Source organism: Planococcus halocryophilus (assembly GCF_022489025.1).
Lineage (GTDB): Bacteria > Bacillota > Bacilli > Bacillales_A > Planococcaceae > Planococcus > Planococcus halocryophilus_A.
Map to the genome: position 1 here is coordinate 128,063 of NZ_JAKVTG010000008.1, position 24,194 is coordinate 152,256.

Below are 24,194 nucleotides of genomic sequence, written 5' to 3' on the forward strand. Positions count from 1 at the left end.
TTTCATAATTAACCGATTAGTTGACGTTTTAGACGTGCCAATTTCGTGCTCACGCTGCTGTCATAAATACGGTTTCCGATTTGAATACGCAATCCGCCAAGTAGTGATGGATCAATAACGTTTTCAATTCGTAAAGATTGTTTACCAATTTTTTTAGCGAATACGGAAGAGATAGATGAGCGTTCTTCTTCAGTCAAAGGACGTGTAGAATAAACTTCTGCATCTTCAATTCCTTGTGCATTGTTAGACAAAGCAACAAACTCGTCTACCATTGACTTTACTTCATTTAAGCGTTTGCGTTCTGCCATCAATTGAAGTGTATTAACGACAAACGGATTTGCCCTAGTAAACACTTCATTGATTAGATTTGTTCTTTTATCTGCTGAAAGTTTTGGAGATACAATCAAATTGTAAAGTTCTGGAGTCATTTCAAAGACTTTTTTCACTTCACGTAAATCATGCTCGATATCCAAAGACGATTCATGCTTTTGAGCGACTTGGAACAATGCTAAAGCGTATCGTTCTGCAACTTGACTCACTGAACTTCGCCTGCCTTCGCAATCGTTTCGTTAATCAACTGACGGTTGTCTTCCTCAGAGATTTCTTTTTCAAGCACTTTCGTAGCAGCAAGTAGTGACAATGCCACAACTTCTTCACGAACAGCTGAAATAGCTTTATCTCTTTCGTTAGCAATTTCTTGAACTGCTGCTTCTTTCATACGGCCAGACTCAGCACGCGCTGTTGTAATAATTTCCTCACGCGAAACTTCGCCTTGCTTTTTAGCGTTCTCAACAATTTCTTGTGCTTGCGTACGCGCGTCTTTAAGTAGAGTACGCTGCTCTTCAAGCATTTTTTGAGATTCTAAACGGCTGTTTTCAGCTGTCTCAATTTCACTCTTGATCAAATCTTCACGTTGCTGCATTACGCCCATCAAAGGACCCCATGCGAATTTCTTTAAAAGCAACATTAACCCAATGAAGATGACAAGTGTAGCGAGAATGTCTCCAATATTCAAAAACTCCCCGGCTGCGCCGAGTACGAGGTAATCAAAAAACACGATTGTTTCACTCCCTTCAAGAGCCTAAAATGCAATTTCTTCTATAGTAATATCTTTATTTAGTACAAGATGAACTTTCAAAAGCAAATGTTGCATACAAGTTTAAATGGCGAAAACCATATAGTAGCATCCCCACCATTTAAATTTTGTATAAAAATACTAGCGGTTCATTACGATGAACGCGATAACTACAGCGATGATTGGCAATGCCTCAACCAATGCAACCCCGATAAACATTGTTGTTTGTAAAACGCCACGTGCTTCTGGCTGACGAGCGATACCTTCAACTGTTTTTGAAACGATAAGACCGTTACCAATACCTGCTCCTAGTGCTGCTAAACCTACTGCAATTGCTGCTGCTAATAAACCCATTTTAAAATGTCCTCCTCAGGATAATTGTTTTTTTTTGCTCAAAAGAGCGGTTTTATACTCAATGGTCGTCGGCAACTTTATGCGATAAATAGACCATCGTTAACATAACGAAAATGAACGCTTGAATTGCCCCGATAAAAATCGAGAAGCCTTGCCATAACATCATTGGCAGGATAGCTGCTGCAAATCCAAAAATACTTGCTGATGCGAGACCTGCTAACAAAGTTAACAAGATTTCCCCCGCATAGATGTTCCCGTAAAGACGCAGACCGAGTGTCAGCGTATTTGCGAATTCCTCAATGACTTTCAGCGGGAATAAGAATGGCATTGGCTTAATGTAGCCTCCAGCATATCCTTTTAACCCTTTCAACTTGATGCCATAATAATGACTCAAGATGAGCACCGTAGCGGCTAATGTCATTGTTACTGTCGGATCAGCTGTTGGTGATTTCCACCAAAGATCTCCGTTAACAACTATTGCAAATGGAAGACCTAACATGTTCGCAACAAAAATGAACATAATTAAGGTGATTCCAAGAACATGGAATCGGCCACCATCTTTCCAATCCATATTACTATTAATAATCCCTTTCACGAAATCCATGATCCATTCCATGAAGTTTTGCATGCCCGTTGGTTTGAGCTGCAGATTCCGTGTAGCGATAAAAGCAATAAGGAAGACGATAAGAGCGGCTACAAGTAGCATCATAACGTTCGATAGGTTGAACCAGATCCCGAACACCTTGAGCATAGGAGCGCCATGTTCCACGATAGTTTCACCTCTCTTTCCACATTGTTAATGGTGTTTCACGTGATAAACAATCCGCTCTGTTAATAACAGAGCATAAGGGACCATCAACCCTATTACCGTACTGACCAAGTGAATGTGCTCTGCGAACAAAATAGCAATCGCCACAGCAGCAATACCTGATGCAAACCGTAATGCCGTTCCAAGCGAACGAACTTTCGAGCCTTCAGCCACCGCACGGTCAAATTTCTCCATCCGACGAACAAGAATCCACATGTTATAAATGCCGAACAAAGTTCCGATTATGAGACCCGCGAACACTTCTTGATAAGAGGTAAACCCCAAACCAATAACGTAGAACGCTAAGATGAAAATAATCATCTTTTTTAGTCTTGTGTATATCTCCCTTAGTCCATCCATTTTCTACTTGTCTCCTGATTCGAATTTGCGGACGGTCTGAAGCATTGCCCAAACACCGGCAGTGATGCCTATGAATAGGCAGATGATCATGAAAAATGGTGCGGTTCCTACCTTTTCATCAAGCCACATACCCGTGAACACCCCGATGAGTACGGACCCGACAAGTTGTGACAGAATGGCGCTGTAAATTGCCATCGCTTGTAAGGGCTTTTTTGTTGGGCGCATGACAACCCCCTCGAACCTCGTTGATTTGACATTATACCCTCAAAAAGAGCAGTCGCATCAGGCTTCCACCTACATAATCTATGTAAGAAAACCATCTCATGCATACCCTTTGTAAGCATACATTAGGGGTAAAATCATGTCAATTAGTAGAAGTGAAAAACTTCACAAGCGATTTCCCTCTGACATATTGTGGACAAATTTCAACAAAAAATGTGGAATCGGCCGTTTTACTTACTTCCATACTTACTTACTTACTTACTTACTTACTTACTTACTTACTTACTTACTTACAGCTTTGAAAAATACGTATGAAGCGCTTCGACGATTCGGACAGATGCTTTACCGTCTCCATATGGATTGGATGCTTGAGACATTGCTTTGTATGCAGCTTCGTCCGTCAACAATTCTTTCGCCAATCCGTAAATTGTTTCTTCATCTGTACCGGCGAGTTTCAACGTTCCTGCACTAATTCCTTCAGGACGTTCAGTCGTGTCACGCAAAACCAAGACCGGCTTCCCAAGTGATGGTGCTTCTTCTTGTATCCCACCAGAATCGGTTAGAATAAAAAATGAGCGTGCTGCAAAGTTGTGGAAATCTAAAACTTCTAGCGGTTCAATCAAATGAATGCGTGAATCACGACCTAATACTTCATCCGCGACTTCACGTACAGCTGGATTCATATGCACTGGATACACCACTTGAATATCGTCATGTTCTTCGATCAAGCGTTTAATCGCACGGAACATATTGCGCATCGGCTGGCCTAGATTTTCACGGCGATGTGCTGTTAATAAAATCATGCGGTCGCTTCCGATTTTCTCTAAAATCGGGTGCGAATACGTTTCGCGTACCGTCGTTTGAAGAGCATCGATTGCTGTATTGCCAGTAACATAAATTGTTTCTGCTTTTTTATTTTCATCAAGCAAGTTTTGAGCTGATTTTTCAGTTGGTGAAAAATGAATATCTGCCATGACTCCCGTCAGTTGACGGTTCATCTCCTCAGGAAACGGCGAGTATTTGTTGTGCGTACGCAAGCCCGCTTCGACGTGTCCGACCGCTACCTGATTATAAAAAGCAGCAAGACTCGCAGCAAAAGTTGTCGTTGTATCTCCATGCACTAACACAATATCTGGCTTCGCTTCTTTCATTACCGCATCGAGCCCTTGCATGGCACGCATTGTTACATCGGTCAATGTTTGACGATCTTTCATGATGTTCAGATCAAAGTCAGGCGTGATTTTGAATGTCTCTAATACTTGATCAAGCATTTCTCTGTGCTGTGCCGTTACCGTTACAAGTGGTTCAATGGTTTCCGGATATTTTTGAAGTTCCAAAACAAGCGGTGCCATTTTAATCGCTTCTGGTCGCGTACCAAATATCGTCATTACTTTCCATTTTTTCGTCAAGCTGGTTTACCTCGCTCTCTTATTTTGTTCCGAATAAACGGTCGCCAGCATCTCCAAGACCTGGGACAATATATCCTTTTTCATTTAACTTTTCATCTAAAGCCGCGATGAAGATGTCTACATCCGGATGCGCTTCTTGTAAAGCTTCTACACCTTCAGGAGCTGCAATGATACACATAAAGCGAATTTTTACAGCGCCTCGTTTTTTCATCGAGTTAACTGCTTCAATTGCCGATCCACCCGTCGCAAGCATCGGATCAACTACGATAAATTCACGTTCTTGAACATCAGAAGGTAGTTTCAAGTAATATTCGACTGGTTGCAATGTAACTGGATCACGGTATAAACCGATATGGCCCACTTTAGCAGCTGGGATCAATTTCAAAATGCCATCTACCATACCAATTCCTGCGCGTAAAATAGGAACGACGCCTAATTTTTTCCCTGCAAGAACATTTGATTTAGCCATTTGTACCGGTGTTTCCACATCGATTTCTTGTAATGGCAAGTCGCGTGTGATTTCAAATGCCATCAATGTAGCAATTTCATCCACCAATTCACGAAATTCTTTTGTACCTGTCGACTTATCACGGATGTAAGTCACTTTATGTTGGATCAATGGATGATCAAAAACATATACTTTTCCCACGGCCTATCTCTCCTTTTCAAACATTATCTTAAATAGTATAACAGAAAATCTTTCGTTCAAGTTGTCAGATTCCGCTTTGGTATTATTCAGTTATTTTCGCCTATAGAATTTTTCGCACAAAAAAACCAGAGACTAAATCTCTGGTTTTTACAGTTCTTTCTATAATAGAAACGCTTCGTTAAGTGGCATCGGCTTGTAAAATAAATAGCCTTGTCCTTCTTTACAACCAAGACGCAACAGAATCTTCCGTTCTTTATCTGTCTCTACGCCTTCCGCAACTGCATGCATATTTAAATTATTCGCAAGTTGAATAATTGTTTGGATGATCGCCAAAGTTCCTGGTTCATCCATATTCGTGATAAATGAACGATCAATTTTCAGTTCTTCAATCGGTAGCTTTTGGAGATAGCTAAGAGATGAATACCCAGTTCCAAAATCATCAATCGATGCTGTAAAGCCGCAATATTTCAAGTGCTTGAATACTTTATTGGCAGTTTCAATATCAACAAAGCCAATGCGTTCAGTAATTTCTAATCGAATCCACTTTGGTTCAATTCCATATTCAGTCGTCATATCCAGTAAGTTCGGAACAAAGGAATGATGGAAAAAATGATCAGCTGATATGTTGATAGCTACTTGTCGCAGTTTTAAACCTTGATCTACTCTTTTTTTCATCCACTCTAGCACTTGCTTTAAAATACTTTTTTCTAACAAACGTATTTTGCCATTTTTTTCAGCCGCAGGAATAAAAATATCCGGAGGAATAACTCCTAAGTCTGGGGATGTCCAACGTGCCAAAGCTTCAAAACTTAAAACTTCGCCAGTTTCCAAATCGACTTTCGGCTGCAGATGAACACCAATTTCATTACGGTTTAATGCTGCCGTCAATTCGTTGGCAACGCGTAAATCTCTCATTAGAAATTCGTCCAGTTCACTTTCAAAATAACAAATTGCTTCACCTGTGCGTAGCTTTGCTTGAGATAGCGCGCTATCTGAACACCTAATCAACTCTTCGGAATCTTGTTGATGCGGCATTACAATGGCAACACCTATTTTCAAGGTCAAGAATAATTCCATATCTCCAACTTTGATAGGATCAGCAAATCCACGCATAAGTTGCTCGAGGTATTCTGGTATTTTGACAAATGGCGTGATGCTATACAGCGATAACGTTGAATCTGAAAAACGAGCAATCAAGTTTTCCGAAGAATTTTGTTGCACTATTAACCGTTTCCCGATTTCATACATGAGTGCGTCCCCTGCACGATGGCCATATTGATCTACAACTTTGGTATATTCATCTGTTGAAATAAAAGCGACAAAACCTTCTTTGCCTTTTTTTAGCAATTTATCAATTTCGTTTCTAAAATAATTTCGGTTAGGTAAATCTGTATCCCCATCACTGTAAGCTAGCTTTAAAATTTCTTCATGTTGAAGAGAGTACTTGATGGCAAGAGACACAATCGAGGCGACACCCTCCATGAATTTCAAATCTTTATCATCCGGCGTTACCGGCGCTGGAAAATAGATTCCAAACGTCCCGATGGTTACATCTTCCACATTCGAAATTGGAATAGACCAACTTGAAGCTAACCTATATTTTTTCACCAAGTGTTGATGATGTCTCCACAAATAATCTGTAGTCATATCTTCAACTATTACTGGCTGACCTCGGTAAAAGGCAGCTCCACAGGTACCTATATCTCCCTCTACTTTTAAACCAATAATCGCTTCTTCAAAGCCTTTTGGCATCGATTGAGTGGCGCCAATCGTGTATATTCTTTCCTCATTATCGATTAACAAAACCGTACATTTCGCACCATCAATAAAGAACAATTCACACGTATGGCAAATATTTTGCAGGATTGAACTAAGTTTATGACCGCTTTCAATTTTTTTATAGGTTTGCTTTTGAAGCTTGATCATAGCCTCTGTACGCTTTCGCTCCGTAATATCACGCTGTAGCAACAACGTGAACTTAAGATTTTTTTCCGGAAACGTTAACGGTTGGATTGATAATTCATTCCAAAAAGGTGTGCCGTTTTTCCGGTAATTGACGATTTCAAAGATTCCAGTTTCCCCAGAAGCAATGCAAGCATGTATATTTTCACTAGCTTTTTGTGACGTTTTTTCTCCATGTAAAAAACGTCCATTACGTCCTAATGTCTCTTCTTCACTATAGCCAATCATTTTGAAGAAAGCCTCGTTTGCATAAACGATAGGCTGGCTTTCTATTTCAGAATTGATGACCAAGAACGATGTATGAAATTTAACACCGAGACGGTGTAGCCACTCCATGATTACTTTATTATCACTCATTAATTCATGCGTGTGCATACGACGCGCCCCCTTTTAAGAATATGTATAGTTTGTTCTAGTTTATTAGATTAGCCCTCAATTTCTGGAGGATACTTCTATTATAGTATAAAAATACAGCTGCCAACATATTTAATTGGCAGCTGTATGAACTTATTTGTATAACGGATGCGCAGCAGTTAATTTCGCAACACGTTCTGCAGCTTCTTTTTTGCTATTTTCATCTTCCGGATTTTTCAGAAGCATTGCCATAACCGCAGCAATTTCGTTCATGTCTTCTTCTTTAAAACCACGAGAAGTTACGGCAGCAGTTCCTAGACGAATACCAGAAGTAACAAATGGGCTTTCTGGGTCGAAAGGAATTGTATTTTTGTTTGTCGTAATACCAACTTCATCAAGAACATGTTCTGCAACTTTACCCGTCAAGTTTAACGAGCGAAGGTCGAGCAACAGCAAGTGATTGTCTGTGCCGCCAGAGACGATATTTACACCTTCTGCAATTAGCGCTTTCGCCAATGCATCAGCATTTTTCACGACTTGTTCAATATAGGTTTTGAATTCAGGCTCTTGTGCTTCACCGAATGCAATAGCTTTAGCTGCAATTACATGCATAAGTGGACCGCCTTGAATTCCAGGGAAAATTGTTTTATCGATTTTTTTCGCAAATTCCTCTTTGCAGAGAATCAGTCCACCACGTGGTCCACGGAGTGTTTTATGCGTAGTCGATGTAACAAAATGGGCATGTGGCACTGGATTAGGATGAGCACCAGTAGCAACTAGACCAGCAATGTGAGCCATATCAACCATCAAGTATGCTCCGATTTCGTCAGCAATTTCACGGAATTTAGCAAAATCCAATTGACGTGAATAAGCGCTTGCTCCAGCAACAATCATTTTCGGCTTGTGTTCTAATGCTGCTTGACGAACTGCTTCGTAATCAACCAATTGCTCATCTTCAGTCACACCGTACTCAACGAAATTATATTGCATACCACTGAAATTCACTTTGCTACCATGTGTTAAATGTCCGCCATGGTTTAAGTTCATCCCAAGAACCGTATCGCCTTTTTCTAGAACCGCTGTATAAACAGCCATGTTGGCTTGCGATCCAGAATGGGGTTGAACGTTCGCGTGGTCTGCACCAAAAATTTCTTTCAGACGATCGCGAGCGATGTTTTCGACTACATCTACATGTTCACAGCCTCCGTAATAACGTTTTCCCGGATAGCCTTCTGCATATTTGTTCGTTAACACCGATCCTTGTGCATCCATTACCGCTTGTGAAACAAAGTTTTCCGAAGCGATTAATTCAATATTCGCTTCCTGTCTTTCTTTCTCTGCATTCATCGCTTCATATACTGCTGGGTCTTGCGTCTTAATCAATTCCATCCGTATATCCCTCCCGTGATTGAACAAGCTCACGATTATAGCGTGCCCGTTCACCGCCAATTAATTTTGGCCGTGTCGTTGCAGATGCCACAATCGCTTCACCTACTAGTTTAACAGAAGTACGCAATGGAACGGCAACTCTTTTTAAATGCATTCCAATCATTGTTTGTCCAATGTCTATTCCCGCATGTGCCTGAACTTCTTCCACCACTACCGGATCGACCATATTACTGAATGCATATGCACTCATTGAGCCACCCGCTTTTGGAGCTGGAACAACAGAGACAGGCTCCCAACCGTATTTTTCAGCTGCACGACGTTCTACTGTCAATGCACGGTTAATATGCTCACAACCTTGAAATGCTAAAAAGATTTGGTGACGAGCTGCGAATTTTTCTAATGGTTCAAACAAACTTTCTGCAATATCAAGTCCGCCGCCTGTTCCGATGCGCTTTCCTGCTACTTCTGATGTTGAACAGCCGACTACAAACACTTGGCCTTTCCTGAACTCGATCTGCTGCTCTAATTCACTTAAAACCTCTTCAAGTTGTAATTGCCATAAAGTTTGCATGTCGACTCCTCCTTATTTTTCGAGGTCTGTGATTTTTTGGATGCGTTTTTCGTGTCTGCCGCCTTCGAATTCTTCAGTCAACCAAGTTTGAGCAATTTCACGCGCAAGTCCTGGACCGATAACGCGCTCACCCATTGCTAAAATATTTGAATCATTATGTCCTCTTGTTGCTTTTGCGCTAAAGACATCATGAACAAGTGCACAACGAATTCCTTTTACTTTATTGGCAGAGATAGACATGCCTATGCCTGTGCCACAAATCAAAATCCCACGATCAAATTCTCCACTTGCTACACGATCTGCAACTGGTTTTGCATAATCCGGATAATCTACTGAGTCGTCTGTATGTGGACCAAAATCCTGATATTCAATTCCGATTTCGTTCATTAAATTAACGATTTCTTTACGCAAGTTATTGCCGCCGTGATCTGATGAGATTGCCACTTTCATAGTAAACCCTCTTTTCTTGAAATCAAATTTATAGATCCGTAAAAGCGACATTGTCGAATTATGCCGAAAACCTTTTACGCTTTAAATCAATTCTACCATTTTCACGCAAAAAAGACAGACTAGCCTCTCGGATTGTCTGTCTTTTCATTCAAGTCAACTTCACAATTAATTTGTCGATTAACAATTTTAACTCTTGGAATGTATTTTCATAGAGTGCGAGTGGTCCACCGTAAGGATCGCTAACATCTGCCGTTGAATCAGCTGCAAATTCTTTTAAAGTAAAAAGCTTTGTTGCTGTTTCAGGGTAAGCTTGCAATATCGCCGTCTTATGCGAATTGGTCATCGTTAAGACCAGTTCTGCCCATTCCAAATCTTCTCTGTCTAATGGTTTTGAAGTATGACTAAAAGAAATTTGTTGTTGGCTCAATACTGACTGCGCGTTTTCAGAAAGAGGCGCTGCTCCTGCAAATATTCCTGCAGAACGAGCTTCTATTTCTTTTAAATTTTTAGCTGTCACAATTGCTTCAGCCATTGGACTGCGGCATGTATTTCCCGTACAAACAAAAAGAATTCTCATCATCTATCTCCTCTCACCCGATCAACTAAACCATTTATGGTCTGCTGCTTTTTCGAGCCTATTCATCAATGCGACCTGGTCTTGGTCACTTGATTTCACTGGCGCTAAAATTAAATCTGCGTCAGTTAAATCACATTCACGCAAACTAGCATATAAACTTTCCATTGATAAAGGAAAATTAAAATCAGCAAGTGGGTAATCCATCTCACTAATAACAGCTACACGTTTACCTTTTTCTTGAACGTATTGTATTGCTTTTTCAATCAAAGCTTTTTCATCTTCGATTAAATACAATGGAGCTGTAGGAGCATAGTGAGCATATTTCATCCCGGGAGATTTTGGTACATTGCTTTTGTTTCCGGATGATGAACGGATTGTTCCAATCACACTCTCGATTTGCTCTTTTGTTATTTTTCCAGGCCGCAAGATAACTGGTGGTTCACAAGTTGTATCCAAAACAGTTGACTCTATGCCAATTTCTGTAGCTCCTCCATCTAAAATTAATGGAACTCTGCCATCCATGTCATGACGAACATGGCTCGCTAAAGTTGGACTTGGCTTGCCACTCGTATTTGCGCTTGGTGCAGCTAAAGGTAATTTCACTTCTTGTAGTAGCTTTAACGCTACAGGATGGTTTGGCACACGAATTCCCACTGTTTGAAGGTTTGCCGTTACATTATTTGCAAACGTTTCTGGCTTTGCTTGCATAATCAACGTTAAAGCACCTGGCCAAAAAGCATCCATGCATTGCAATGCTTTTGGTGAAACTTCTTGCACATAATTTAATGCAGATTCTTTCGAATCCACATGAACAATTAAAGGATTGTCAGCTGGACGTCCTTTTGCTTCGAATATTTTACTAACTGCTCCGAAATTTGTCGCATCTGCCCCTAATCCATATACCGTTTCTGTTGGAAAAGCAACAACTTCACCTGATTTCAAGATTTCCACAGCTTGTGCATAACTATTTTCTTCATCTACATTTTTATCCACAACAATCATTTCCGTTTTCACACGAACAACTCCTATTTTTAAGGGTTTTTCAATTTTTATCCACGAACTGTGGATAAAAACATTCAGCTTGTGCGTAATATGTGTATAAGCTACTCAATTATCGCAAAAACCATTCGGTCGTTTTTGTTGATATCTTTTTTACAATAGACGAAAGCCTCCGGAAAAGCATCTTTTAGCATTTTTTGAACTGCTACTCCTTGTTGATAACCTATTTCAAAACCAATAATTCCAGGTTTATTTAGCATTTTCGGAAATTGTTTGGCCATTTCTTCATACAGCGCTAACCCTTCATTATCTGCAAATAATGCATGATGCGGTTCAAAATCACGAACGCTATCTGACAAGCCTGGTGCCTCCTCATAAGCAATATAAGGCGGATTGGATAAAATAACGTCCCATTTTTCACTTTCAATTGGTTTCGTTAAATCTCCTAACCGAAAGTCAACATCAGCATTTAATTCTTCTGCATTTTCTGCTGCTGTTTGTAACGCTGGCTGCGAGATATCTGTTGCAGTGACTTGTGCTTGCGGCAATTCGCATTTCATTGTGATCGCAATAATACCACTTCCAGTGCCAATATCTGCAAGTGCTAACTTTTTTTTCAGCATATGGCGTTCGATTAGTTGCAATGTTTCTTCTATTAACTCTTCTGTTTCTGGTCTTGGAATTAACACATCTGCATTTACGCGAAATTTCCTACCATAAAATTCTTCGGTACCTGTCAAATGTTGGACAGGAATTCCTCTTGCGTGTTGTTCAATATTTGTCCAGAACTTCTCCCATTGCACTTTACTTATTTCATCTCTCATAGAGGCGATTAACCCTGAATACGAAAGACCGAGTTCGTGCTGAAGAAGAATTCGTGCAGCTCCTTCTTCACGGCCGTGTTCCAGTAAAAAAGAAGAAGCCCTCTTCAGGGCCTCAAAAACATACTTAGGATTGGTCATTATTCAAACTTTCCATACGAGCCGATTGCTCTTCAATAATTAGTGCATCGATAACTTCATCCATTTTCCCTTGCAAAATTTGATCTAACTTTTGAATCGTCAATCCGATTCGGTGATCAGTTACACGGTTTTGAGGGAAGTTATATGTCCGGATTCGTTCAGAACGGTCTCCCGTTCCAACAGCTGATTTGCGGACTGCATCGTATTCAGCTTGAGCTTCTTGTTGGAATTTTTCATAAACACGCGCACGCAATACTTTCATTGCACTCGCTTTGTTTTTAATTTGCGATTTCTCATCTTGACACGTTACAACTGTATTTGTTGGAAGATGCGTCAATCGAACAGCTGACATTGTCGTGTTAACTGATTGTCCGCCCGCTCCTGAAGATGCATACGTATCGGTACGGATATCATTTTCATGAATATCGACTTCAACTTCTTCGACTTCTGGCAAACAAGCTACAGTGGCAGTTGACGTATGAATCCGTCCGCCTGATTCTGTTTCAGGAACTCGTTGAACGCGGTGTGCGCCGTTTTCGTATTTCATTTTCGAGTAAGCACCTTTACCGGTGATCATAAAGACGATTTCCTTGAATCCGCCAAGACCGGTTGGGTTTGAATCCATTACTTGTATTTTCCAGCCATTAGATTCAGCAAAACGCGTATACATGCGGTATAAGTCTCCCGCGAACAAAGCCGCTTCGTCTCCACCTGCTGCTCCGCGGATTTCCATAATAACGTTTTTGTCATCATTAGGATCTTTCGGAATCAATAATTTGTGAAGGCGTTCTTCTACAACAGAAACCTGCTGGTCGAGTTCATTGACTTCTTCTTTGACCATTTCACGCATGTCGGCATCCATTTTCTCATCAAACATCGCTTTCGCTTCAGTCAATTGAGTTGTTAAATCTTTATATTCACGGTACGTTTCAACCGTCTCTTGTAAGTCTGACTGTTCTTTTGAATAGTCACGTAGTTTGTTGGTATCACTAACGATATCTGGATCACTTAGCAATTCATTTAAACGGTCATACCGATCTTCTACTGATTGTAATCGATCAAACATAGGTGTCACCTCAAGTTCTAATTTTTGGTTATTTATTCTAATGAAGAAATCGCTCCAGGCGGACGCTTTCCAGGGGGGCCGGCTTCAGCCGCTTCCCTCGCTTTGCTCAGTCCAGGGTCTTCAGCTCGTCCTGATCCCCTAGGAGTCGCCGCCTTCCGCTTTTTCTTCTAAATATGCTGTAAAACTTTATAAGCAGCTATTGATTACAGTCAAAGTATATTTGAGATATGGAGCAAATTAGCAGAGTCGCCTCTAGTTTGCTCCATATCTTACTAAATAAATACTATTAAAAATTCCCGATAATTATCAGGTAGTAAGTTTTAAGAGTTTATTCGCTAACAGTTACACCTGTTGGAACTTCGTGATGATGGCGGCAGCGCGGTTCGTATGCTTCTGATGCACCCACTAAAATTGTTGGGTCATCTGAGCCTGCTGGTTTTCCGTCGATCAAACGTTGAGTTCGGCTTGCGGGAGAACCACAAACTGTACAAACTGCTTGAAGTTTTGTCACTTGCTCAGCGATTGCAAGTAGAGCTGGCATTGGTCCGAACGGACGACCTCTAAAGTCTTGGTCTAATCCCGCAACAATTACACGGAAACCGTGATTGGCAAGTTTTTGAACATTTTCGATAATGGCTTCATCAAAAAATTGAGCTTCATCTATAGCAATTACATCAAATTCGTCTGTGATGTAATCCCACATTTCAGAAGAACGGGAAATTGGGAGTGCAATCACAGTTGCACCATTATGCGAAACAACCGCTTCTTTACTGTAACGGTCATCGATTTTCGGTTTAAAAACAGCAATTTTTTGTTTTGCGAATTGGGAACGGCGGACACGACGGATCAGCTCTTCTGATTTCCCGGAAAACATGCTCCCGCAAATCAGTTCGACCCATCCCGTTTGTTTCATGACATACATAGGTGAGACCCCTTTCAAACACTTTGTTATGTTACCTTTACCATGGCTTTTATTATGCTAATAGGTGATGCTATCTACAGGCTTATATTCTTGATAAAAAGCGTATTTTCACCAAATAAGCTTTCTATTTATCATACCAAAATAATGCTGCATTCTGCTGATTTTTTGGGATATGTAAGGTGTTTTTTCAGATTTAAAACGAAAAAAATACCCGCCTGGCGTTTTCGCGCGAGGCAGGTATAATTTTAATTGATACTTGAAAGCAAAAGACTGGATGATGGAAATTTGCAAATTGAAAATTCCCAATTCCAGTCTGATGCTGAGCAAATATTACTCGTTGATTTCTTCTTTTAAGCCGTACTTTTTGTTGAAACGATCTACGCGGCCGTCTGCTGCTGCGAATTTCTGACGTCCAGTGTAGAATGGATGACACTCAGAGCAAAGCTCAACGTTGATGTTTTCTTTTACAGAACCAGTTGTGAAAGAGTTCCCACATGAGCAAGTTACTGTAGCTTGTTTGTAATCTGGGTGAATTCCTGTTTTCATAATAATTTTCTCCTCTCGCCCTGAACCATCTGGAACAGAGTTTAATCTATTTTACTATTGCCTTACACGGTTCTTTAGACCGGATATGCAATAGCTTTGATTTAAATCACTAACAATATCATATCAAATCCCTGCATTTTTTGCAAGTAGTTAGATCATCTGCTTATTGCTTCGATGCGTTTTCATTTCCGTAGCCAATTGCTCGAAAAATTCTTCATTGGTATCTGTTTGGCCTAACTTCTTCAAGAAACGCTCACCAAAATCATGCGTATCCGAGAAAGTTTTTCGAATCGTCCAAAGCTTTTCAAGCTGCTTTGGTTCGATAAGCAATTCTTCTTTACGTGTACCAGAACGTCGAATATCAAGTGCTGGGAAAATACGGCGCTCTGCCAAAGAACGATCAAGATGCAATTCCATATTACCTGTTCCTTTAAATTCCTCATAAATGACTTCGTCCATACGTGATCCAGTTTCTACTAAAGCTGTGGCTAAAATTGTTAAACTGCCACCTTCTTCAATATTACGTGCTGCTCCAAAAAAGCGTTTAGGTCTATGGAAAGCTGCTGGATCAATTCCTCCTGATAGTGTACGACCACTTGGCGGAATAACCAAATTATATGCTCGTGCTAAACGAGTAATCGAATCCATTAAAATAACAACATCGCGCTTATGTTCAACAAGGCGCATTGCACGTTCAAGAACAAGTTCTGCCACTTTCACGTGATTTTCAGGTACTTCATCAAATGTCGATGACACCACATCAGCGTTTACAGACCGTTCGATATCCGTCACTTCTTCAGGACGTTCATCGATTAGTAAAACGATTAATTCGGCTTCTGGGTGATTGGTTGTAATCGAATTGGCGATTTCTTTTAACAACATGGTCTTCCCTGCTTTTGGTGGCGCTACAATCAAGCCACGCTGACCAAATCCAACAGGTGAAACTAAATCCATGATGCGTGTAGACAAATGTGCCGGTGTCGTTTCTAAACGAATGTGGCGATCTGGATAAAGCGGAGTAAGTCCTGGGAAATGGACGCGTTCTTTTGCCACTTCTGGATCTTCGCCGTTCACCGCTTCTACTTGAAGCAAGCCAAAGTAACGTTCATTTTCTTTTGGTGGACGCACTTTCCCTGAAACTTTATCACCATTTCTCAAGTCAAAACGGCGTATTTGTGAAGCCGAAATGTAAATGTCTTGAGAACTTGGCGAGTAGTTGATTGGTCGCAAGAAACCAAATCCTTCTGATTGAATAATTTCTAGTACGCCTTCCATAAAGAAAAAGCCTTCTTGCTCTGCGCGTGTTTTCAAAATCGCAAAAATAAGTTCCTTTTTAGTTAGCTTACTGTAATTCGTTAGTTTGTATTCTTTCGCTAAATTATAAAGCTCTTTTAACGTCATATTCTCCAATGCGGAGATTGTAATCGTTGCCATGTATCGGACACCACTCTTATTTGTATTATTTTGTTTGTAGAATTATTGAGGATCAGTAGTGAATGATTGAGAAGATCTTTAAAGAAGAAGTCCGGCAAAATGCCGGACTCATTTTATGAAGTAGGATCGTTAATCGTTCATTACAAGATTTGGCTTTTTCTGCAGGCTGTGACGCCCTTCGATAAAGCGGATTGTTCCTGATTTCGCTCGCATAACCAATGTATGGCTTTCTGCAAAACCACCTTTTAGTTGAACGCCTTTTAGCAGTTCGCCGTCAGTAACACCAGTTGCTGCAAAAATAGCGTCATCGCCTTTAACAAGGTCATCCATCATTAAGACTTTGCTTACGTCAATGCCCATGTCGATGCAACGCTGTGCTTCTTCTTCATTTTGAGGAAGAAGTTTCCCTTGGATTTCACCACCGAGGCATTTCAAGCCAACTGCAGCAATAACGCCTTCCGGTGCACCACCGATACCGAATAAAATATCGACTCCGGTTTGGTCAAACGCTGTATTAATCGCACCAGCTACATCGCCATCCGAAATTAGTTTGATACGAGCGCCTGCTGCACGGATTTGATCGATGATGTCTTGATGACGTGGTCGATCCATCAATGTAGCAACAACTTCTTCGATGTTTTTATTTTTGGCTTTTGCCACTGCACGAAGGTTATCAATAACGGGTGCATTAATATCGATTTTGCCGACTGATTCCGGGCCAACCGCAATTTTTTCCATATACATATCCGGTGCATTTAAAAGGTTACCGCGGTCAGCGATTGCTAGAACTGCTAACGCATTCCATCCACCCGCTGCGACAATATTTGTACCTTCTAGAGGATCTACGGCAACATCCACTTCTGGACCATTACCTGTTCCTAACTCTTCACCGATATAAAGCATAGGTGCCTCGTCCATTTCACCTTCACCAATGACGACAACTCCACGCATAGGAATCGTATCAAATACTGTTCTCATAGCCGTAGTTGCTGCGTCATCTGCTTCGTTTTTCAAGCCACGGCCCATCCATTTTGAAGAAGCAATTGCTGCCGCTTCGGTGATCCGTACTAATTCCATCGATAGACTTCGTTCCATACTATTAGTTCCTCCCGTTCGGCATTAACTATATCTGTATTATTGTAGCATATATTTTTGCACTAAAAGAGAGTCAATTCGCATCTTGGCTAAGGTCAGACTTCATGCTTGTTATCGGATCAATTGTTTCTCTCCGGATATCAGCACCTAAACCTTGTAATTTTTCGATAATAGATGAATAGCCTCGTTCGATATGATAAATTTCACGAATTTCAGTTTCACCTTCTGCGAGTAAACCAGCAATTACTAAAGCTGCTCCTGCACGTAAATCAGATGCTACTACGGTTGCAGATGTCAATGGAGTTGGACCTGTCACAATCGCAGCTCTTCCTTCCACACGACCACTTGCATTCATCCGACGAAGTTCATCAATATGCTTAAAGCGAGCTGAATAAATCGTATCTGTAATCATAGAAGATCCATGAGCTTGAGTCATTAAGACAGAAAACGGCTGTTGCAGATCGGTAGGGAATCCAGGATAAACCAATGTTTTCACATCAATTGCATTTAATTGATCCGACTTTGGAATATAAATCGATTCTTCACCTTCTTGCACATCAACGCCCATTTCACGTAATTTAGCAGTCAACGCTTCCATATGGAATGGAATAACATTATCAATCGTTACGCCGTCGCCTACAGCAGCTGCCATAATCATAAATGTTCCGGCTTCGATACGGTCAGGAATAATTGTATGATTTGTCCCATGCAATTCTTCAACTCCGTCGATTCGGATAACATCCGTTCCAGCGCCTTTGATTTTCGCACCCATATTCGTCAATAACGTTGCTACATCAATAATTTCTGGCTCTTTTGCAGCATTTTCGATCGTTGTCTGACCTTTTGCCATAACAGCTGCCAACATAATATTGATGGTTGCTCCAACACTCACTACATCTAAGTAAATTTTAGCTCCGCGAAGTTCATCGGCACGCAAATAAATTGCGCCATGTTCGTTTGTTACTTTTGCGCCAAGCGCTTCAAAACCTTTAATATGTTGGTCAATTGGACGAGGCCCTAAGAAACAGCCGCCTGGTAGACCGATTGCGGCATGCTTAAAGCGTCCAAGCATCGCGCCCATCATGTAATAAGAAGCTCGCAATTTTTTGACGTTGCCGTTTGGTAATGGCATATCAATCATTTTCGTTGGATCGATAGTCATCGTTCCATCTTCAAACGTTACTTCTCCACCGATTTCTTCCAAAATGCTTTTCAGTGTCCATGCATCAGAAATTCCCGGTAATCCTTCAATCGATACAGGCGAATTCGCCAAAATCGATGCAGGAATCAAAGCAACTGCACTATTTTTAGCACCATTGACTTTAATTGTTCCGGAAAGGCGATTGCCGCCTTTTATTTTATAAACATCCATTGAATTTCTCCTTTATCCACTTTTCTGGCTGTTAACTAGCCTAAAAAGTTCAATTGGTTCGGCCATCAAACGAATTGCCGATCACAACTTAGGTTTTCTCCGCTTAAGCGGTCAGCAACCTTCCCACTTTATGGGTAAGAAGGACGCTGATTATTTTTTATCTCATATTAAATTAAACTGAACGTTTTTCCCAATCTGCAAGGAATGCTTCGATTCCTTGATCTGTTAATGGGTGTTTGAACATTTGATGCATAACTTTAATCGGCATTGTCGCAATATGTGCACCGTTCAAAGCAGCTTCTGTAACGTGCTGTGGGTGACGGATAGATGCCGCAATAATTTCTGAAGAAATATCGTGGATTGCAAACATTTCTGCGATTGTTGCGATTAAATCCATGCCGTTATGTCCGATATCATCAAGACGCCCAAGGAATGGTGAAACGTAAGCCGCTCCAGCACGTGCTGCAAGCAATGCTTGGTTAGCGCTGAAGATCAATGTAACGTTTACTTTTTTGCCTTCTGAAGCAAGGACTGAACAAGCTTTCAAACCTTCTGGTGTCATTGGTAATTTCACTGTGATGTTCGGAGCAAGATCTGCAAGCTCACGACCTTCTTTAATCATGCCTTCTGCATCAAGAGCAATAACTTCTCCACTAATTGATCCATCAACAAGTGCTGCGATTTCTTTTAAGCGATCATGGAATGAGACATTTTTTTCTTTTGCCACCAATGATGGATTTGTAGTAACACCTGAAAGAATCCCCCAAGCGTGTGCTTCTTTAATTTCATCAAAGTTTGCTGTATCAATAAAAAATTTCATAGTTTTTTCTCCTCCAGTATCATGGGAAAAAGAGAAGACGTCTTTTGAACGCTTCTCTCGCCTCTTTTTTTGTTTTCTACTTACGCTTTTTGAGAACTTCCAAACTCACGCATTTTACCCATTACCGTCTTTTTAATCGCTTCGCGAGCTGGTCCCATGTATTTACGTGGATCGTAAACATCTGGATCGTTGTTTAATGCATCACGAACTGCTTGTGCTGATGTAATTTGGCTTTCTGTATTGACGTTAATTTTAGATGTACCTAGAGATACAGAACGTTGAATATCTTTTAACGGAATTCCTGTTCCACCGTGTAAAACAAGTGGCACGTCACAATGCTGTGAAATTTCTTCCATTTCTTTAAATCCTAGATTCGGTTCTCCTTTGTAAGGACCATGAACTGAACCAAGAGCAGGTGCTAGGCAATCAATACCTGTTTGATCGACCAATTGCTTGCATTCTTGTGGATCAGCATAAATAACGCCGTCAGCAATAATATCATCTTCTTGTCCACCAACAGTTCCTAATTCAGCTTCAACAGAAACATTATTTTGGCGAGCATATTCTACCACTTGTTTTGTGATTTCAATGTTTTCTTCGAACGGGTGATGAGAAGCATCAATCATAACTGATGTGAATCCTGCATCAATTGCTTCTTTACATTTTTCAAAGCTCGAACCGTGATCTAAATGAATTGCCACGGGAACTGTAATTTTATAGTCATGCATTAATCCTTTAACCATATTAACAACTGTTGTGAATCCACCCATGTAACGAGCAGCGCCTTCAGAAACCCCACAAATAACTGGAGAGTTTTCTTCTTGTGCGGCTTGAAGTATAGCTTGTGTAAACTCCAAGTTATTTAAATTGAATTGACCAATTGCATATCCTTGTTCTTTACCTTTTATCATCATTTCTTTCATAGAAACTAACGGCATTTAAATTTCCTCCTCAGCAATGTTTAAAGCGAATATCTTTTATACTATATCAAAAACCCACTATTTACGCTACTTCTTCGACAATTACTAATCTAATAATTGCTTAACGGCATCGCGCACTTCAAAGACATCAAAAGGCTTCGTAAAATAATGCTCTGCGCCCCAATTAATGGACTCTCTAATCAAATCAAGTTCCCCATAAGCGGTCATCATCAATACATGAATGCTTGGGTTGCTTTTTTTCAAGCGTTTCAAGATTTCGATACCATCCATCCCTGGAATTTTCATGTCTAATAAGACAAGGTCTGGTGGAACTTCTTGAACTTTTTCCATCGCCTCTAAACCACTTCCAGCTGTTATTGTTTGGTAGCCTTCTTTCGTGAAGACCTCTTTTAACAACAGCCGGATTCCCGGTTGATCATCTACTATCAAAATGGTTTTCAAAAAGAGCCCCTCCTTTATCTGCTATACTTTTTTAAACGAGGTGATTTTATGGATTTATTCACAATTCAATTGACCCGCTTGTTTGAGCGTCTTTCATATGAACATGAAGCAATCGACAGCATCGCGGCTGTGTTAGCGCAAGCCGCTATCGCCGAAGGCACAATTTTCATCGCTGCTTTCGGTGACATGAAAGCTGTGACAGCTGTTGCATTGCATAGCGATGAACCTTTGCAAAATGCGGCTGAATGGTCACCAGCAAGCATTGTTACGAGTATCGATCGCGTCTTCATTTTGACACCTAATAGCGAAGCTTCAGAACTTGCCGGTCGGTTATCGGATGCTGGCATCCCGTTTGCGCTTGTTGCACCACCTTCAAAAGACAGTGAATTCGCCGATGCCTTCCTCCCCTTAACTAGTGAAGAAACTTCCCTTGTACAGGACGATGGCAAAGCTGCGTTAGTTCCGCATGCCTTAGCTGGCCTTTATGTTTATTATGCCGTTAAATTGCGCATTGATAAACTACTAGTGGAATAAATAATTTTATATACAAAAGCCTTCCCTTTTCTCAAGGGAAGGCTTTTGTCGTTTATTTGTTAGCGATAGCCGCTTTAACAAAGTCACGGAACAATGGTTGCGGACGATTTGGACGCGAGATAAACTCTGGGTGGAATTGACAAGCCACAAACCAAGGGTGGTCAGTCACTTCAATAATTTCCACTAGACGACCATCTGGGCTCGTGCCTGTAAATTTGAATCCAGCGTTTTCGAAAGCTTCACGGTATTCGTTGTTAAACTCATAACGGTGACGGTGTCTTTCGTATACTAACTCTTCGCCATAGGCTTCGTGCGCTCTTGAACCTTTTTCAAGTTTCGCAGGGTATAATCCAAGACGAAGTGTACCGCCTAAATCTTCGATGTCTTTTTGTTCAGGTAGTAAATCGATAACTGGGAAAGCTGTTTTCGCATTCAATTCTGAAGAATGTGCGCCTTCTAAGTTCATGATGTTGCGAGCAAATTCTACAGATGCCAATTGCATGCCTAAGCAAATACCGAAGAACGGTACATTGTTTTCGCGTGCATACTGAGTTGCTGCAATTTTCCCTTCAACACCACGATCTCCAAATCCACCAGGAACTAAGATGCCATCGCAATCTTTTAGTTTTTCTGCAACATTTTCAGCAGTTACGTGTTCAGCATTAATCCAATCAACTTCGATTTCAGAATCGAATGCAAAGCCGGCATGTTTTAACGCTTCTACTACAGAAATATAAGCATCTTGAAGCTCAACATATTTACCAACTAGGCCGATACGAACGCTCTTTTTAAGAGATTGTACTTTCTCAACAAGTGCTTTCCAATCCGTCATGTCTGCTTCTGGTGCTTCGATTCCGAAATGATCTAAAACGATTTGGTCCATATGCTGCTCTTGCAAACGAAGAGGCATTTCGTAAATCACGTCAACATCGCGTGATTCGATAACTTCTTCTGATTTGATATCGCAGAACAACGCAATTTTATCTTTCATGTCTTGTGGCACTGGGTGTTCTGTACGCACAACAATTAGGTTTGGTTGAATCCCAAGGCTACGAAGCTCTTTTACACTATGCTGAGTTGGTTTTGTCTTCATTTCTTTCGCTGCACCAAGGTAAGGGATTAACGTACAGTGAACGTACATTACTTCTTCACGGCCAAGGTCTGATTTCATTTGACGAATCGCTTCTAAGAATGGCAGTGATTCGATATCGCCAACTGTTCCACCAATTTCAGTGATAACAACATCGGCATTTGCAGTTTTCGCAGCACGCAATAAGCGGTCTTTAATTTCATTCGTGATATGTGGAATAACTTGAACTGTTCCGCCCAAGTAATCGCCGCGACGTTCTTTTTGAATAACAGTCGAATACACTTTCCCTGTTGTCACATTCGAGTATTTATTTAAATTGATGTCGATAAAGCGCTCGTAATGACCAAGATCCAAATCTGTTTCTGCTCCGTCGTTCGTCACAAAAACTTCCCCGTGCTGATATGGACTCATCGTTCCTGGATCAATATTGATGTACGGATCGAATTTTTGAATTGTTACATTCAATCCTCTGTTTTTTAATAAACGGCCTAATGATGCCGCTATAATTCCTTTTCCGAGCGATGATACAACGCCACCGGTTACAAATATATACTTCGTCATTCCTGTTTCCTCCTCGAATGGTAAAAAATAAAAAGCGCTCCGCCTGCTGCATGCAGGGGAGCGCGTAAACTGTACGAATCATCTCTCCTATTATAAGGAGCCCAAATAAAATATTATCCAGTCTGGCCTCATAAGTCAAGGTGAAAAAATGTTCAGATTACTTCAAGTCATCTTCTTCGTCGTCTTCGTCTTCGTCATCATCTTCGTCATCGATGATATTGCCATCCAAGTCTTCAACTAATACGTCGTCTTCATCTTTGTCGTCATCCGCATCAAAATCAAGCACTTCGATAGGCGATTTAACCACTTCATCTTCGTCATCATCATCGTCATCGTCTTCGCCGAAATCTTCAAATTCCAACTCATCTTCTAATGCCAATTCATCTAAATCGTCAAAGCCTTCATCGTCAGCAACTTTTGCTTTCTTTTTACGCGCTTTAACAGTTGGTGCCGATTCTTCTTCAATTTGCTCAACCGGGTACCACTCACGCAGACCCCAACGGTTTTCGCCCAAGATTAAAAAGCGTCCATCAATATTCAGATCCGTATAGAATTGCACTAAACGATCTTTCATATCCTCTTTAGACAAGTTCAATAATTTTTCAATTTCTGCAACGAGTTCTGCATAGGTTTTTGTTTCGTGCGTTTCTTCCAACATTGCATATGTCAAGTCAACAAACGACTCTTCTATTAGTTCTTCTTTAGATAATTCACGAATTTTCATTCCGTGCACGTCCCTTCTTCTTCTTAACTTAATTCATTATATACAAACTAACTAGTCTCCGCTACCGTGTATTCTTTTTTCTCGGATCTATTTGTTTCCATCCGAAATAAAATAAATAAATCGCCAGAACCATAAATGGAATCGATCCCAAAGCTTTATTGTACAGGAAGAAAATCAGTATGACACAGATTGCGATGATTATGTAGTGTACAGCTTTTCGCATGGGATCCATCCTTCTTGATTTCTGTGATACGTATTCTTTTATTATACAGAAGATGGCGAGGGATATCGACCGCCTCCGTCTTTGAAAAAGGAAAACGCGCAATTTATGCGTCACACTTTTGATCGAGGGAGGATGTTTTTGGAATTAATTATTTTGGGATTTCTATTTTTTCCCGAATTCTTGCTGAGTGTGCGTATTTTTGTGGGAACGCGCGTATTTTTTCTGCATCGCGCGTTTTTCTCCCGCATCGCGCGTTTTTCTCCCGCATCGCGCGTTTTTCTCTC

The 24,194-nt window shown here is 40.8% G+C and carries 27 protein-coding genes; 1 reads left to right on the forward strand and 26 read right to left on the reverse strand.

Annotated features, from left to right (window positions below; genetic code table 11):
- Window positions 1-8 precede the first annotated feature (8 nt).
- The 24 genes from MLE13_RS11025 to MLE13_RS11140 form a co-directional block, all read right to left on the reverse strand.
- A complete protein-coding gene (locus MLE13_RS11025; protein WP_240749762.1) occupies window positions 9-539 on the reverse strand; it encodes a F0F1 ATP synthase subunit delta in 531 nt (176 codons plus the stop codon).
- Complete coding sequence (gene atpF, locus MLE13_RS11030; protein WP_240749763.1) at window positions 536-1,057, reverse strand: F0F1 ATP synthase subunit B; 522 nt, start codon at window positions 1,055-1,057, stop codon at window positions 536-538. The genes MLE13_RS11025 and atpF overlap by 4 nt, the downstream gene beginning before the upstream one ends.
- A gap of 159 nt (window positions 1,058-1,216) precedes the next feature.
- On the reverse strand, window positions 1,217-1,429 hold the full coding sequence (gene atpE, locus MLE13_RS11035) for a F0F1 ATP synthase subunit C (protein ID WP_008433003.1): 213 nt from the start codon (window positions 1,427-1,429) through the stop codon (window positions 1,217-1,219).
- 58 nt (window positions 1,430-1,487) lie between these two features.
- Window positions 1,488-2,198: a F0F1 ATP synthase subunit A gene (gene atpB / locus MLE13_RS11040; protein ID WP_240749764.1), complete on the reverse strand. Its 711-nt coding sequence runs from the start codon at window positions 2,196-2,198 to the stop codon at window positions 1,488-1,490.
- Between the two features lie 27 nt (window positions 2,199-2,225).
- Window positions 2,226-2,597 carry an ATP synthase subunit I gene (locus tag MLE13_RS11045; protein ID WP_008496900.1) on the reverse strand — a complete coding sequence of 124 codons (372 nt, stop codon included), beginning with the start codon at window positions 2,595-2,597 and terminating at the stop codon, window positions 2,226-2,228.
- A 3-nt stretch (window positions 2,598-2,600) separates the two neighbouring features.
- Complete coding sequence (locus tag MLE13_RS11050; RefSeq protein ID WP_008496899.1) at window positions 2,601-2,822, reverse strand: AtpZ/AtpI family protein; 222 nt, start codon at window positions 2,820-2,822, stop codon at window positions 2,601-2,603.
- A 287-nt stretch (window positions 2,823-3,109) separates the two neighbouring features.
- On the reverse strand, window positions 3,110-4,228 hold the full coding sequence (wecB, locus tag MLE13_RS11055) for a non-hydrolyzing UDP-N-acetylglucosamine 2-epimerase (RefSeq protein ID WP_276323905.1): 1,119 nt from the start codon (window positions 4,226-4,228) through the stop codon (window positions 3,110-3,112).
- A 19-nt stretch (window positions 4,229-4,247) separates the two neighbouring features.
- Complete coding sequence (upp, locus tag MLE13_RS11060; protein WP_008432996.1) at window positions 4,248-4,877, reverse strand: uracil phosphoribosyltransferase; 630 nt, start codon at window positions 4,875-4,877, stop codon at window positions 4,248-4,250.
- A 159-nt stretch (window positions 4,878-5,036) separates the two neighbouring features.
- Window positions 5,037-7,214: a bifunctional diguanylate cyclase/phosphodiesterase gene (locus MLE13_RS11065; RefSeq protein WP_240749765.1), complete on the reverse strand. Its 2,178-nt coding sequence runs from the start codon at window positions 7,212-7,214 to the stop codon at window positions 5,037-5,039.
- 132 nt (window positions 7,215-7,346) lie between these two features.
- Window positions 7,347-8,582 carry a serine hydroxymethyltransferase gene (gene glyA / locus MLE13_RS11070; protein WP_240749766.1) on the reverse strand — a complete coding sequence of 412 codons (1,236 nt, stop codon included), beginning with the start codon at window positions 8,580-8,582 and terminating at the stop codon, window positions 7,347-7,349.
- A complete protein-coding gene (locus MLE13_RS11075) occupies window positions 8,569-9,153 on the reverse strand; it encodes a TIGR01440 family protein (protein ID WP_240749767.1) in 585 nt (194 codons plus the stop codon). The genes glyA and MLE13_RS11075 overlap by 14 nt, the downstream gene beginning before the upstream one ends.
- Window positions 9,154-9,165: 12 nt before the next feature.
- Window positions 9,166-9,603: a ribose 5-phosphate isomerase B gene (gene rpiB / locus MLE13_RS11080; RefSeq protein ID WP_008432989.1), complete on the reverse strand. Its 438-nt coding sequence runs from the start codon at window positions 9,601-9,603 to the stop codon at window positions 9,166-9,168.
- Window positions 9,604-9,751: 148 nt separating this feature from the next.
- The gene (locus tag MLE13_RS11085; protein WP_240749768.1) at window positions 9,752-10,180 is read right to left on the reverse strand and encodes a low molecular weight protein arginine phosphatase; all 429 of its coding nucleotides are present in this window, start codon (window positions 10,178-10,180) and stop codon (window positions 9,752-9,754) included.
- Window positions 10,181-10,201: 21 nt separating this feature from the next.
- Window positions 10,202-11,194 (reverse strand): L-threonylcarbamoyladenylate synthase, encoded by a 993-nt coding sequence (locus MLE13_RS11090; RefSeq protein ID WP_240749769.1) that lies wholly within the window; start codon window positions 11,192-11,194, stop codon window positions 10,202-10,204.
- A gap of 89 nt (window positions 11,195-11,283) precedes the next feature.
- The gene (prmC, locus tag MLE13_RS11095; RefSeq protein WP_240749770.1) at window positions 11,284-12,141 is read right to left on the reverse strand and encodes a peptide chain release factor N(5)-glutamine methyltransferase; all 858 of its coding nucleotides are present in this window, start codon (window positions 12,139-12,141) and stop codon (window positions 11,284-11,286) included.
- A complete protein-coding gene (gene prfA / locus MLE13_RS11100) occupies window positions 12,128-13,207 on the reverse strand; it encodes a peptide chain release factor 1 (protein WP_240749771.1) in 1,080 nt (359 codons plus the stop codon). The genes prmC and prfA overlap by 14 nt, the downstream gene beginning before the upstream one ends.
- A 328-nt stretch (window positions 13,208-13,535) precedes the next feature.
- Window positions 13,536-14,129: a thymidine kinase gene (locus MLE13_RS11105; RefSeq protein WP_008432982.1), complete on the reverse strand. Its 594-nt coding sequence runs from the start codon at window positions 14,127-14,129 to the stop codon at window positions 13,536-13,538.
- 330 nt (window positions 14,130-14,459) lie between these two features.
- Window positions 14,460-14,675, reverse strand: a complete 216-nt coding sequence (gene rpmE / locus MLE13_RS11110) for a 50S ribosomal protein L31 (RefSeq protein ID WP_008432981.1) — start codon at window positions 14,673-14,675, stop codon at window positions 14,460-14,462.
- 150 nt (window positions 14,676-14,825) lie between these two features.
- On the reverse strand, window positions 14,826-16,109 hold the full coding sequence (rho, locus tag MLE13_RS11115; protein ID WP_240749772.1) for a transcription termination factor Rho: 1,284 nt from the start codon (window positions 16,107-16,109) through the stop codon (window positions 14,826-14,828).
- Between the two features lie 129 nt (window positions 16,110-16,238).
- Entirely contained in the window at window positions 16,239-17,204 is a 966-nt protein-coding gene (gene glpX / locus MLE13_RS11120; protein WP_008432979.1) for a class II fructose-bisphosphatase, read from the reverse strand.
- A gap of 73 nt (window positions 17,205-17,277) precedes the next feature.
- Window positions 17,278-18,576, reverse strand: a complete 1,299-nt coding sequence (locus tag MLE13_RS11125) for a UDP-N-acetylglucosamine 1-carboxyvinyltransferase (RefSeq protein ID WP_240749773.1) — start codon at window positions 18,574-18,576, stop codon at window positions 17,278-17,280.
- A 172-nt stretch (window positions 18,577-18,748) separates the two neighbouring features.
- Window positions 18,749-19,396, reverse strand: a complete 648-nt coding sequence (gene fsa, locus MLE13_RS11130) for a fructose-6-phosphate aldolase (RefSeq protein ID WP_008432977.1) — start codon at window positions 19,394-19,396, stop codon at window positions 18,749-18,751.
- Window positions 19,397-19,476: 80 nt separating this feature from the next.
- A complete protein-coding gene (locus tag MLE13_RS11135) occupies window positions 19,477-20,334 on the reverse strand; it encodes a class II fructose-bisphosphate aldolase (RefSeq protein WP_240749774.1) in 858 nt (285 codons plus the stop codon).
- Window positions 20,335-20,421: 87 nt separating this feature from the next.
- Complete coding sequence (locus tag MLE13_RS11140; protein ID WP_240749775.1) at window positions 20,422-20,778, reverse strand: response regulator; 357 nt, start codon at window positions 20,776-20,778, stop codon at window positions 20,422-20,424.
- Between the two features lie 48 nt (window positions 20,779-20,826).
- On the opposite strand from MLE13_RS11140, the gene MLE13_RS11145 reads away from it, so the two are divergent.
- A complete protein-coding gene (locus MLE13_RS11145; RefSeq protein ID WP_240749776.1) occupies window positions 20,827-21,312 on the forward strand; it encodes a DUF2529 family protein in 486 nt (161 codons plus the stop codon).
- Between the two features lie 52 nt (window positions 21,313-21,364).
- Here the strand turns inward: MLE13_RS11145 and MLE13_RS11150 are convergent, their stop codons facing one another.
- On the reverse strand, window positions 21,365-22,963 hold the full coding sequence (locus MLE13_RS11150) for a CTP synthase (RefSeq protein ID WP_240749777.1): 1,599 nt from the start codon (window positions 22,961-22,963) through the stop codon (window positions 21,365-21,367).
- Window positions 22,964-23,120: 157 nt separating this feature from the next.
- On the reverse strand, window positions 23,121-23,687 hold the full coding sequence (gene rpoE / locus MLE13_RS11155) for a DNA-directed RNA polymerase subunit delta (RefSeq protein WP_240749778.1): 567 nt from the start codon (window positions 23,685-23,687) through the stop codon (window positions 23,121-23,123).
- Between the last annotated feature and the right edge of the window lie 507 nt (window positions 23,688-24,194).